The 13,088-nt window shown below is 68.0% G+C and carries 8 protein-coding genes; 5 read left to right on the top strand and 3 right to left on the bottom strand.

What is annotated here, in order from left to right; genetic code table 11:
* Positions 1-91 precede the first annotated feature (91 nt).
* From H7A85_RS14900 to H7A85_RS14890, 3 genes are all read right to left on the bottom strand, one after another.
* The gene (locus tag H7A85_RS14900; RefSeq protein WP_182086741.1) at positions 92-784 is read right to left on the bottom strand and encodes a D-lyxose/D-mannose family sugar isomerase; all 693 of its coding nucleotides are present in this window, start codon (positions 782-784) and stop codon (positions 92-94) included.
* 235 nt (positions 785-1,019) lie between these two features.
* Positions 1,020-2,498, bottom strand: a complete 1,479-nt coding sequence (locus tag H7A85_RS14895; RefSeq protein ID WP_182086740.1) for a UdgX family uracil-DNA binding protein — start codon at positions 2,496-2,498, stop codon at positions 1,020-1,022.
* Positions 2,498-3,733: a putative DNA modification/repair radical SAM protein gene (locus H7A85_RS14890; RefSeq protein WP_182086739.1), complete on the bottom strand. Its 1,236-nt coding sequence runs from the start codon at positions 3,731-3,733 to the stop codon at positions 2,498-2,500. The genes H7A85_RS14895 and H7A85_RS14890 overlap by 1 nt, the downstream gene beginning before the upstream one ends.
* Positions 3,734-3,965: 232 nt before the next feature.
* On the opposite strand from H7A85_RS14890, the gene H7A85_RS14885 reads away from it, so the two are divergent.
* The 5 genes from H7A85_RS14885 (at position 3,966) to H7A85_RS14865 (ending at position 12,939) form a co-directional block, all read left to right on the top strand.
* Positions 3,966-4,409, top strand: coding sequence for a BA14K family protein (locus tag H7A85_RS14885; protein ID WP_182086738.1), 444 nt, complete (start codon positions 3,966-3,968; stop codon positions 4,407-4,409).
* A gap of 190 nt (positions 4,410-4,599) precedes the next feature.
* Entirely contained in the window at positions 4,600-5,034 is a 435-nt protein-coding gene (locus H7A85_RS14880; RefSeq protein WP_182086737.1) for a BA14K family protein, read from the top strand.
* Positions 5,035-5,301: 267 nt separating this feature from the next.
* Entirely contained in the window at positions 5,302-7,269 is a 1,968-nt protein-coding gene (locus tag H7A85_RS14875) for an autotransporter assembly complex family protein (RefSeq protein WP_244631210.1), read from the top strand.
* Between the two features lie 2 nt (positions 7,270-7,271).
* A complete protein-coding gene (locus H7A85_RS14870; protein WP_182086736.1) occupies positions 7,272-12,644 on the top strand; it encodes a translocation/assembly module TamB domain-containing protein in 5,373 nt (1,790 codons plus the stop codon).
* 67 nt (positions 12,645-12,711) lie between these two features.
* On the top strand, positions 12,712-12,939 hold the full coding sequence (locus tag H7A85_RS14865) for a hypothetical protein (RefSeq protein ID WP_182086735.1): 228 nt from the start codon (positions 12,712-12,714) through the stop codon (positions 12,937-12,939).
* Positions 12,940-13,088: the final 149 nt, after the last annotated feature.

Here is a 13,088-nt window from a genome sequence, read left to right as displayed (position 1 = left end):
CACCCTTCGCACACATCTTCGAGGATAGGGAAATCTAGCGGAGCACCCGCCCGATCAGGAGTCCCGCCCCACGATCGTCCACAGCTATCGGTCAAGGCCGAAGCCACGTGTCGTAGTCCGACACGAGGAGATGCAGCGGCTCCTCGTCCTCCTCGATCTGCGAGAACCTTCCGATGGGTTCGGCAAAGACGTTGTCGGTCAGGTCGTCGTTGACCGTCGACACCTCGCCGATCAGGACATCGCCGCCCTCGCCCCAGAACGCATGCCAGTCGACCCCCGGCATCAGGGTGACGCTCTCGCCTGGGCTGAGCCGCAGGATATCCCCGCCCCGCATCTGCCGGCGCATCCCGTCCGTCACGACGTTAACGGGCAGAGACTTGTCGATCTCTCCGTCCGGCCCCGCCGTATAAAGCTTCAGCGCCAGCGTCGCCCCACCGCGGTTGATGATGTCCTCGGCCTTCAGGTCGTGCCGGTGCATCGGCGACAACTGGTCCTGCCGCGAGATCATGATCTTCTCGGCATAGAGCATGCCGCGACCCGACTTCAGATCCGCGTTGTCCCCGTTGCGCGTCGTGAACAAAAACAGGCCGAGCTTGTCGAAATCCTCCCGCCCGTAATCCGTGATGTCCCACCCGAGCCGCCGCTCCACCACCGACGCCAGATCCGAGCCCCGCGCCTTCATCTCTCCCGGAGACAGGTAGGCAAACGGCGGCAGCACATAGCCAAACGAGCGAATGAACGCATCGCTCTCCCGAATGATCTCGTTAACCCGCGACCGCTTCATGAAAGCCCTCCTCCGGCCCTGCCTCGTCGGCCATGCCCTAGCACAGGACGGCGCCGGCTTGGGAGGGGGCGGGCGCTCGGTGGCATGGGGCGCTGCCCCAAACCCCGCCAGGGGAAACGATTTCCTCTGGACCCCTCTCCGATCTCGGAAATAAGTTCAAACGAAAAGAAGGGTCCGGGAATTCCTTCCCGGATGGGGTCCGGGGCGATAGCCCCGCCAACCCACGCCAGCCCCCTCAAGCCAGCGCGATCTCGGGCACGTAGGCCTTGGCGCGGTCCATGTCGGCGTGGAAGGCTTGGCGCTCGCGGGCCTGGGCTTCCGGGTCGGGGAGGCGGAGGATGTAGGCGGGGTGGACGGTGACAAGGAGCTTGGTGTGGCCGCCGGGCAAGTCGATCAATTGGGAACGCGTGTCGCGGATGGTGACGGTCTTGCCGAGCACGGAAGCGGCGGCAGTGGCGCCGAGCGCGACGATGAGCTTGGGCTTGATCAGTTCGCGCTCCTGTTCGAGCCACCAGCGGCAGACCTTGACCTCGCCCATGTTGGGCTTGGCGTGAATGCGGCGCTTGCCGCGCGGCTCGAACTTGAAGTGCTTCACGGCATTGGTGACATAGGCCTGGGAGCGGTCGATGCCGGCGGCAGCCAGCGCCTCGTCGAACACCTTGCCGGCAGGGCCGATGAAGGGCTCGCCGGCCAGATCCTCCTGGTCGCCGGGCTGCTCGCCGACGAAGATCACGGGGGCATCGGGCGGGCCCTTGCCGAAAACGGTCTGGGTCGCGGGCTCCCACAGGGGGCAGGCCTTGCAGTGCTGGGCCTGTTCCCGCGCCTCGTCGATGTCCTCGGGGGGCTTGTTGAAGCCGTTGAAGGCCGGGACCTTAGCCGCTGCGCGCGCCATATCGTTTCGCTCCGCCTGTTTCTCGTGGCGAAAACTCGGCAGGGTCGGCTGGGTTTCGATCATGCGGCGCTGCGCCGCCTCCGCGTTCCGGATGAGGGGCTCGATCAGGGCCGCTTCGGGCAGGTTGTGCCAATATTTCTTCGGCATCTCGGCCTGCATCGCCTTCACCTTGAGGCGGGCCGGATTGAAGATCGAGGCGTAGTAGGTGAGCCAGAGCGCTTCCATGTCGTCGTCGGCCGGCTTCTCGGCCGGGTCGGCGCCGGGGGCAAAGACCATGTCGACACCGTCCCAGTGGACGGAGCGCTTAGGGGTCAGGATGCTCCAGACCATGCCGGGAAATCGGCGCATGAAGAAGGGCGCGGTGAGCTCGACGACGTGGTGGAAAGGCTCGAACCAGGCGATGTACTGCCGCTCGCCGTTGGCGTCCTCGATCTCGCGGAAGCGCACGAAGGCCTTCATCTTGTGGCTGTCGCGATAAACCGCCTTTCCCATCTCGACGGCGCGGCGCGTGTCCGGGTCGGAGACGATCTCGAGAAGTTTCCGCTCCTCCTGCAGGCGCCAGAGAAGGCGATAGGCGAAGACGAAGCGTTCGGGGTCGGCGTGGCAGATCAGCTTGCGGGCGACGTCGGGGAAGGCCTTCGGGACATTGAAGGACGGCGCATCCGCGGGGCGCTCGCCCAGCGGCTCGCCGAACAAGGGCGCCGCCTCGTCGCCAACCAGGAAAGCGATCTCCTCGGGCGGAATGCGCAGCGCGAAGGCGGTGCGCGCCGCCTCGCGCCAGCCGTCGAAATCCGCCGGGTGGTCGAGCCGCGCCGTGAACATCAGAACAGGCTCAACTGCTCGGCCTTGGGAGCCACGAGGCCGCGCAGGTGCTCGCGGTCGGTGAGGCCGCCCGGCGTCCAGTCCAGCGCTTCCACGAAGGGGCGGACCTTTTCCACCGAGTGGCAGAGACGCGCGACGTCCTCCAGCCGCAGCGTGCGGTGGCGGCGCGTCGACAGGATGCGGTCCACCGACTTGGTGCCGAGACCGGGCACGCGCAGCAGCATCTCGCGATCGGCGCGGTTGACGTCGACGGGAAAACGGTCGCGGTTCTTGAGCGCCCAGGCGAGCTTCGGGTCGATCGCGAGATCGAGCATGCCGTCCGCGCCGCCGGACACGATCTCGTCCCGCCCGAACCCGTAGAAGCGCATCAGCCAGTCGGCCTGATACAGCCGGTGCTCGCGCATCAGCGGCGGCTTGGCGAGTGGCAGGCGCGAGGACGCGTCGGGTATGGGCGAGAAGGCGGAATAGTAGACGCGGCGAAGACGGTAGTTGCCGTAGAGGTTTTCAGAGCGCCCGAGGATCAGGTCGTCGTTCGCCCCGTCGGCGCCGACGATCATCTGCGTCGACTGGCCGCCGGGGGCGAACTTCGGCGGCTTGGCGCGGTCCCGGCGCTCGCCCTTGTACTCGTCGATCTTGAGCCTGAGGTGCCCCATGGAACGCTTGATGTCGCGCGGCTTCTTTTCCGGCGCCAACGCTTCCAGAGCGATGTCGGTCGGCAGCTCGATGTTGATCGACAGGCGGTCGGCGAAGAGACCGGCCTCTTCGATGAGCTTCGGTGAAGCGTCGGGAATGGTCTTCAGATGGATGTAGCCGGCGAAGTTCTCCTCCATGCGCAGCTTGCGCGCGATGCGCACCATCTCCTCCATCGTGTAGTCGGAGTTGCGGATGATGCCCGACGACAGGAACAGTCCTTCGATGTAGTTCCGCTTGTAGAACTCCATGGTCAGCTTGACGACTTCCTCGACCGAAAGCCGCGCCCGCGCCACGTTGGAGGACGAGCGGTTCACGCAGTAGACGCAGTCGTAGATGCAGAAGTTCGTCATCAGGATCTTGAGGAGCGAGATGCACCGCCCGTCCGGCGCATAGGCGTGGCAGATGCCCGATCCTTCGGTGGAGCCGATCCCCTTCGACTTCATCGAGTCTCGTTTCGACGTCCCGCTGGAAGCGCAGGACGCGTCGTATTTCGCCGCGTCGCTGAGGATCGCCAGCTTGTCGATCAGGGTCATCTTGCTCATCGGTTCACATATAGTGTTCGCGTTTCGTTCGAACCATGGCGGGGAACGACTTATCCACGGCTCTCGTCCCCTCGCGCCCAATGGTCGCACCCGTTCAGTTCGGGTTCATGTTCATCAGCCTAGCTTACGTCGATCGAGGGAACCCGGACGTCGCTTCCCGGTTTCGGTCAACGTCGGCGATGGGCCTTTCGGTCCCGCCGGTCATCACATGCGATTTGGGAGCCATTCGCCGATGCGCCGCTTGTTTCAAACCTTCATGGCCGTGACGGTCCTTGCTACGGGTGCCGTGACCTTCTCGGCGCCGCAGGCCGAAGCGCAGAGCTTCCGTGAGCGTCAGCGCTTCGTCGAGCGTTTCTGCGCCCGCAACCCCGGCGCGCGCGACTGCCGCGAGTTCCGCCGCGACGCCCGCCGTTGGGACGACCGCCGTTATCAGCGCTGGTATCGCGACAACTACCGCGAGCGGAACCGCAACGACGCCGCGGCGGCCGCGATCTTCGGTTTCGCAGCCGGTGCCATCGCGGGGAGCGCGGCCTCGGGCAATCGGGCGCCGGAATATCGCGGCGGCGCGAGCCGCGCCCAGGCCGCCCGCTGTGCAGCGCGCTACAGAACCTATGATGCGCGCACCAACACCTACGTCGCCAACAGCGCGGGCGAGCGCCGGGTCTGCAATCTCTGATCCATTGCGGAACGAAGTGGGGGCGCCGACGGATCGTCGGCGCCCATTTTCGTATCCTCGCGCCGCGCCAGGGAAACTTTCGTATTCAGCTCTCGTTCATGTGAACTCAGGCTCAATGCGTGAGAACCGACAAGCCGGGACGGTCCCGGCACCCGATCGACCCGGCTCCCTGCCGGACTGGAGTGTTTCCATGCGCAAGACGCTACTCGCTCTCGTCACATCCGCCTTGGCGCTCGGCGCCGCGGTTCCGGCCGCCGAGGCCGAACCCTGGGGCTATCGCCACCATCGCTCCAACACCGGGGACGTTCTCCTCGGCGGTGCCGTGGGCCTGGCCGCAGGCGCGCTTCTGGGTTCCGCCCTGTCGCAGCCGCGCTATGCCGAGCCGCCGGTGCAGTACTACGAGCCGCCTCCGCGCCCCGTCTACGTCGCCCCGCCGAGTTACGAGGACACGATCCCCGCGCCGCCGCCCTACCGCGCCCGCCAGGCCCGTTATTACGACGACTACGGCTATTCCAGCCCGCGCGGCAGCCATGTGGAACGCTGCTTCGCGCGCTACCGGTCCTATGATCCGCGCTCCGACACCTATGTCGGCTACGACGGCTATGCCCGGCGCTGCAATCTCTGACGAAATTCCGCGTGATGGTGCGAGAGAAGCGGGTCCCCAGGGGCCCGCTTTTTTCATGGGATCAAGCTCGCCGCGGGTCGGCCCCGCAGGGTTGCGACAGGTGTGGCGCAAGTCCCACAAAACCGGAAGTGAATCTTGTGCCGGGCTGACCAAGCGGTTGTTATTTGAGCCCGGTCCGGCAATTTTGAATCGTATCGCTCGGGGGGCTGGCGATCTCGAACCGGTGCTCCTCGAACCTTGGTGATCGACAGGCAGAGAGCATCCGCGTTGATTTCAGGATTCAAACGCCTGGCCGCCCGAGGGGCCTTCCGTTCCGCCGTGGTCCTCGCCTGCGCCGCGACCCTGGCGCCGGTTCCGGCCGGCGCCTTCAACATCCTGGATCCGTTCAACCTGTTCGGCCCGTCCGAAGCCGAGAAAGCCGCCGCCGAACTGCCCGACCCCGTGCGCTACGAGGTGACGATCAACGTTTCGCCCGAGGTGGAAGGGCTGGACGACATCCTCGAAGCAGCCTCCTCGCTGAAGGCCGACGAGGACGAGCCCGTGTCGGGCTCGCTCGGGCTTCTCGCCAAGGCCAAGAACGACCGCCGCCGCCTCGTCGCGGCGCTCTACGAGAACGCGCGCTACGACGGCCTCGTGACCATCCGCATCGAAGGCCGGGACATCGCCGAGCTCGCGCCGGACGCGAGTTTCGACACCTCGCGCCCCGTACCGGTCACGATCGATGTGAACCCCGGCCCCTTGTTCGAGATCGGCACCGTGCGCCTTTCCGCCAACGGCGTTCCGATCGACCCCGCGCGCTACGAGCTGACGCCCGGCTCCTCGGCCGATTCTACCCGCATCCTCCAGATCGAGAACCGGATCGTCGAGGATCTTCGCAACGAGGGTCGTCCGTTCGTGGCCGTCACCCGGCGCGACGTCGTCGCCGATTCGGCGACGCAGCGCCTCGATGTCGGTATCGAATTGTCGCCGGGCGGCGTCGTGCCCTTCGGTCAGACCTATGTCACCGGCAACGAGCGCGTGGACCCCGGCTTCATCGCCTTCATGACCGGCATCCGACCCGGCGACACCTATTCCACCGCCGATCTCGACAAGGCGCGCGAGCGCCTTCGTAAGCTCAACGTCTTTTCCACCGCCACCATCAAGGCGAGCGACGCACAGGCACCGGACGGCACGCTGCCGCTGCAGGTGACGGTGGCCGAGCGGCCCCGGCGCGTGTTCGGCGCGGGCGCCACCTTCTCCAACACCGAAGGGGCGGGCGCCAACACCTATTGGGAGCACCGCAACCTCTTCGGGCGAGCCGAGAGCCTGCGCCTGGAAGGGTCGGTGTCGCGCATCGGAGCGAACGAGATTTCCGACACCGGCCGCAAGACGGACGGGTTCGACTACAAGGCCTCCGCCGTGTTTCGCAAGCCGGGCGTGCTCGGCCCCGATTCGGTCTATGTCGGCTCGATCACCGCGCTCACCGAACAGCCGCTCGCCTACGACCGGCAGTCCATCGCGATCAGCAACGGCGTCGAATACGCGATCGACGACCAGCAGAAGCTCGTCGTCAGCGTCGTCGCCGAATACGAGAAGATCGGCGACTATCTCGGCGAGGACGAGTTCCTGCTCGGCTCCGTGCCGGTCACCTACACCTATGACGGGCGCGACAACGAGTTGAACCCGACGAAGGGGTTCCTCGCCAAGCTCTATGCCGAGCCGACCTACGAGATCGAGAACGGCACGCCCTTCATCAAGGCGCGGGGCGACGTGTCGGCCTATCTGTCGCTCGACGAGCGGGACCGCTTCATCCTGGCGGGCCGCGTCGGCTACGGCGTGATCGCGGGTGCCGACCTCGACGACATTCCCAACGACCGCCGCTTCTATGCCGGCGGCGGCGGCTCGGTTCGCGGCTACGTGTTCCAGTCGATCGGCCCCTACTACCCCTCGTTCGCCCTGCCCGGCACCGACCCCGATTTCGTCGATACGCCGATCGGCGGCCTGTCGGTTTTCGAAGCATCTGCCGAGTTGCGCTTCAACGTCACCGACAAGATCCAGGTCGTGCCCTTCGTGGACGCCGGGACCGTCGGCGATGACTTCGCGCCGGACTTCGGCGAGCTGAAGATCGGCGCGGGCGTCGGCGCCCGGTACCTGACCGGCTTCGGCCCGATCCGCGTCGATGTCGGCATTCCGCTCGACCCCGGCCCGCGCGACGGTTCCTTCCAGATCTATGCCGGCATCGGACAGGCCTTCTGACCATGACGCGATTCCTCGCCTCCGTTCTCCTGAAGCTCCGTCTCGTCGCTCTCCTCGCCGGCGCGCTTCTCGCCGCCCAGCCGGCCCACGCGCAGTTCCTCGCCGGCCAGATCGAGAACCTCCTGTCGACGGAGGACCGGCAGGTCCGCATCCAGGGTCTCAGCGGCGCCTTCAGCGGCGCGCTGCGCATTGACGAGGTGACGGTTTCCGACCGCGACGGCGTGTGGCTGACGGCGCGCGATCTCGCGCTCGACTGGTCGCCGCTCGCGCTGGTGCGCAAGAACGTCTCGATCGAGAACCTGTCGGCCGGCCAGATCACCCTCGACCGACTGCCGCGCGCTGCGGCACCGACGACGGAGGAAACGGAGTCCGGCGGCTTCTCCCTCCCCTCCATCACCGCCAATGTCGGGCGCATCGCGATCAACGAGTTCGTGCTGGGCGAGGCGGTGGCCGGAATCCCCGCCCGCTTGTCGGCGGAAGCCGCCTTGACGCTGCAGCCCGACCCGGCCCAGCTCGACGCCAGCGCCACGATCCGCCGCCTCGACCAGCCGGGCGACATCGCCCTGAAGCTCGGCTTCCAGCCGGACGCCAACCGGCTGGAGATCGCGATCAACGCCAGCGAGCCGGCGGGGGGCATCGTCGCCGGCCTCCTGAAGCTGCCGGGCGCGCCGCCCGTCGCCTTGGGCATCAACGGATCCGGGCCCTTCGACGATTTCGCCGCCGACGGGACTTTGGACCTCGGCTCGCAACGGGCCGCGACGCTGCGTGCGACGGTGGAGAACGGCGCCGACGGCCGCCGGATCGGCGTCGATCTCACCGCCCTGTCCGCCCCTTTCGTGCCGCTCGCCTACCAGGGCATCGTCGGCGACGATCTGGCGCTGAATGCCAACGTCCTCGTGCGGACCGACGGCGTCGTCGCGATCGACGCGGGGCGCCTCCAGTCCGGGCCGCTCCACGTCACCGCGTCCGGAACGCTCGACCGGAACGGAGCGGGCAATGATCTGACGCTCGCCCTTCGCACGGACGCGGCCAACCCGGTCCCCTTGAGCTTCGGGTCGGACGGCGCGCGCACTTCGCTGGAAATCGCCTCGCTCGACGCCGCACTCCAGGGCGGCTTTTCCTCCGCCGCGCTGCGCCTTGCCGCCACCGCGCGCACCGCCGGCTTCGAGGATTACGTCGCCAACGAGGTGACGCTGAACGCGACGAGCACCGGCTTCGACCTCAACAACCTCGTCGGCCCGGCCGCCATCCAACTCGCCGCCCGCTCGGCCTCCGTGCCGGACGGCATCGCGACCCGCGTTCTCCAAGGGCCGATCGCCCTCAACGCCGACGGCGCGCTGACGGCCGACGGGCTCGCCTTCAACGCGGCGAAGCTGACGACGGCCGCCGCCAATCTCGCCTTGTCCGGCAACGCCGCGCTCAACTTCTCCACCTTCCAGCTGCGGATCGACAGCGACTTCGAGACAGCCGCCCTGTCCACCGACGCCGTGCCCTATGTCGGCGAACGGGTGGCGATCGCGGGCGACGCGCGGCGCGCGGCCGACGGCTCGCTTGGCCTCGACAATTTCCGTGTCGACGGCGACGCGCTGGATCTGTCCGGCTCGGCCAGCCTGACCGGCGAGGAAGTCGCGGCCGCGATCACCGGCCAGCTCAACCAGGCGGCGATCGCAGACGCGGCGCTGAACGGGCAGGCGAGCTTCGACCTCAAGGCGTCGGGAACGACCGGCGCGCCTGCGATCGATCTCACCGCATCCGCCGACGATCTCGAGGTGATCGGGCGCCGGCTGACTGACCTTCAGGCCCGCATTCAGGGCACGTTCGCGCCCGACGCGCCGTCCGGCACGATCGCGGTGAACGGGTCGCTCGACAACACGCCTCTCGACCTCACAGCCGATCTCGCCACCGAGAACGGCGTGCGATTCCTTCGCAATCTCCTGCTTCGTCAAGGCGAGAACCGGATCGAGGGCACCGTGTCGCTCGACGGCGAAAACCGCCCGAGCGGCGACCTTCGCCTGGCTTTGCCCGACGTCTCGACGCTTCTGGCGCTCGCCGGCCAGACCGGCACCGGCAACCTGAACGGCACGGCCCAGTTTGCGATCGGCAACGGCGGAACGCCGGTGGCCGATTTTGACCTCGGCAGCAACGCGCTGACCCTAGCGCGCAACGGGAGCGAAACTGCGCTTCGCGGTGCCCGCATCCGCCTGCGCGCGACGGACTACCTGACGGCACCGCGCGCCGCCGGCACCATCGCCGCCACGTCGCTGAACGCCGGCGGTTTCACGGTCGAGGCGTTGGACGCTTCGCTGGATGAAATCAACGGCGCAACGGCGCTGAACGCATCCGCCCGGCTCAACGACGTTCCCACGCAGATCGGCGGCGATCTCGCCTTCACCGACGCCGGCACGGTGATCGCGCTTCGCCGGCTGGAAGCCGATATTCCCGACGCGCGCCTCGCGCTCGCCGCCCCCGCGACGGTGACGCTCGGCTCGCTCCGCACGACTTTAAGCGAAATCCGGCTGAACGCCGGGTCGGGCTCGCTCGCTCTGTCCGGATCGGCCGGCGACGCGCTCGATCTCGACCTGACGCTCGACCGCTTCCCGCTCGCCATCGCCAACCCGTTCGTGGCGGGCCTCGATGCGGCCGGGACCGCCAGCGGCACGGTCTCGGTCGGCGGTTTCTCGGCGGCGCCCGATCTCGACTTCGATCTTCGCGCCGATGGGATCGCGACCTCGCAGACCCGCGCCGCGCGCATCCGAGCGGTCGATGCGGTGTTGGCAGGACAGTTCCGCGACGGCACGGCGACGCTGCGCGCCGCGCGCGTCGATCTCGGCACCGGATCAGTGGAAGCCACCGGCACGGTCGGCCAGACGCTCGACCTCGATCTCAACCTGACCGACATTCCCGTGGCGCTGGCCAATGGCTTCGTGCAAGGTCTCGGCGCCGAGGGTACGATCAACGGCACGGCACAGGCCACGGGCTCGCTCGCCAACCCCGCCGTCACCTTCGACATCACCGGGCGCGGCATCACCGCCACGGAAGTTCGCCGCGCGGGCGTCGATCCGCTGTCGCTGGACCTTGCCGGTCTTTATCGCGGCGGCACGGCGCAGCTCGATCGGGCGCTCGTCTCGGTTGGGTCGGGCCGCATCGAGGCGACCGGTACGGTCGGCCGGGCCTTGAACCTTCAGCTTCGGATCGCCGACCTGCCGCTGGCGCTCGCCAACGGTGTTCGCCCCGGCCTCGACGCGCGCGGCACGATCAACGGCACGGCCGCGGCCACCGGCACGATCGCCGACCCCAGCGCGACGTTCCAGCTGACCGGCAACGACCTTTCCGCCGCTCCGCTCCGGCAGGCCGGCGTGCAGCGCGTGGCGCTCGACGTCGCCGGTTCGTTTGCGGACGGCACCGCCCGGTTCGAGCGCGCTCGCGTCGATACCGGACAGGGCTCGCTGGAAGCCTCGGGCAGCGTCGGCCGCGCGCTCGACCTGCGTGTGGTTCTCGACCAGCTTCCCGTGGCGCTCGCCAACGCGGTGCAGCCGGATCTAGACGCGCGCGGCACCTTGTCGGGTCAACTCGCCGCCACGGGCACGATCCAGCGTCCCGCCGCCACCTTCGATCTTCGTGCGGCCGGCGTTTCGGTGGCGCAGACGCGCGCGGCCGGCGCGCCCTCGATCGACGCCACGGCCGCAGGCTCGTTCGCCGACAACAGCGCCACGCTGCAGACGGCGCGCATCGACCTCGGCTCAGGGCTGGTCACTGCGTCCGGCACGGTCGGCCAGCGGCTCGACCTCAACGTCACGCTTCAGAACGTGCCGGCCTCGCTCGCCTCGGCCGCCGCTTCCGGCATCGATCCGACCGGGACCTTGAACGGGACGGCGCGCGCCACCGGCACTCTGTCCGCGCCGAACGCTGAGTACGATCTCCGCCTGTCCGGCTTCTCCGTGACGCAGACCCGCGAAGCCGGCGTCGGCCCGCTCGACATCGCCGCGCGCGGCGCCTTTGTCGACAACCGCGTGACCGTGGACGGCTCGCTGTCCGGCTCCGGCCTCGCCTTCACCGCCAACGGCTCGGTCGGCGTCGCCGGCACGCCGTCCTTCGACCTCGCCCTGAACGGCACGGCGCCCCTGTCGCTGGCCAACCGGATTCTGGCCGAAGGCGGGCGTTCGGTTCAAGGCACGGTGGCGGTGAACGCCCGTGTCCAGGGGACGGCGGCGCAGCCGAACGTCACGGGCACGATCTCGACGGCCGGTGCCTCATTCGTCGACACCGGTCTCAATCTCGCGGTCAACAATATCAACGCGCAAGTTTCGCTGAACGGGCAGACGGCGACGCTGAACAACGTGTCGGCGCAGCTCGGCGCCGGCGGCACGGTGAACGTGTCCGGCACGGTCGGGCTCACACCCGGCTTTCCCGCCGACTTGCGCATCCGGGTCGCCGACGGGCGCTATGCCGACGGCGAACTCGTGTCGGTGCGCCTCGACGCTGGGCTGACGCTTGTCGGGCCGCTCACCGGCGACGCGCTTCTCGCCGGCACGATCGACGCGCGCGAGATCGGCATTCTCGTGCCCGACAACCTGCCGAGTTCGGTGGCGCAGATCGACCTCAAGCGGCGCAACACGCCGCCGGCCGTTCTCCAGCAGATCCGCGAGATCGACCCGAAGGGGTCGGGCGGCGGAGGCGGTGCCAGCGGCGGTATCCGCCTCGACGTGACGCTGAACGCGCCGAACCGCGTCTTCGTGCGCGGCCGGGGTCTCGATCTCGAGCTCGGCGGCACGATCCGCATCACCGGGCCGGTGTCCAATCTCGGCATCGCCGGCGGCTTCGAGTTGCAGCGCGGGCGCTTCCAGCTCCTGTCGCGCCGTCTCGACTTCCAGCGCGCGAGCCTGACCTTCGACGGCAATCTCGTGCCGACGCTGGATTTCCTGGCCTCCTCCGACACCGGCGAGGTGACCGTCTACATCGCCATCACGGGACCTGCCAACAGTCCGGCCTTCAATTTCACCTCCTCCCCTGCCCTGCCGCAGGACGAGGTGCTGGCGCGGCTGATCTTCGGTCAGGGCACGGCCGACCTTTCGCCGCTCCAGATCGCGCAGCTGGCGAGCGCGGCGGCGCAGTTGGCGGGCGTCGGCGGCTCCACCGGCCTTCTCGACAATCTGCGCTCGCAGCTCGGCGTCGACGACATCGACGTGCGCACCACGGCCGACGGCCAGGCGGCGGTGGGCGTCGGGCGCTATCTCAACGACAACACCTATGTCGGCGTCGATTCCACCGGCCGCGTATCGATCGACCTGGAACTGGGGGCCGACATCAAGGCGCGCGCCGCCGTGACGGCTAATGGCGGCGGCGAGGTCGGCGTGTTCTACGAGAAGGAATACTGATCGGCCTCCGCAACTCCGGGCATCCTCTTCGCGTTTCGCTCCCATTGTTCTGTCAGGAGTGGACGCGATGAGCACCGAATCTCTCAAGCACGCCAAGTTCGATCGCGAGGACGGCACGTCCTTCGCATCGCCCATGGCCGTGGTCGATCACGACGACCTGGGATCTTCGGAGAAGCATTCGATCCTGACCGAATGGAAGCGCCGGGTGGACGCGGAAAACCGTGCGGACGGCATCGACCCCCTGTCGCAAACCCTCGATCAGGCGATCGAGAAGCTCGCCGGTCTTCGGACCTGACATTCCTTTCGGCCGATGGCGTCTTTGCCGTCGGCTAACCCTTTTCCGGAAGCAATTCGGCAATCGTCGCGCGCTACCATCTAGGGCGCGTCTGACGACAGTGGGACGCGGCGGCGCCCTTTCCCGGCGAAATTGTTGGGCGCTGCCGC

Source organism: Aureimonas sp. ME7, from assembly GCF_903970965.1.
Lineage (GTDB): Bacteria > Pseudomonadota > Alphaproteobacteria > Rhizobiales > Rhizobiaceae > Aureimonas.
Note: the sequence above shows the minus strand (reverse complement) of the source record. Positions and strands in the feature narration are given on the sequence as shown.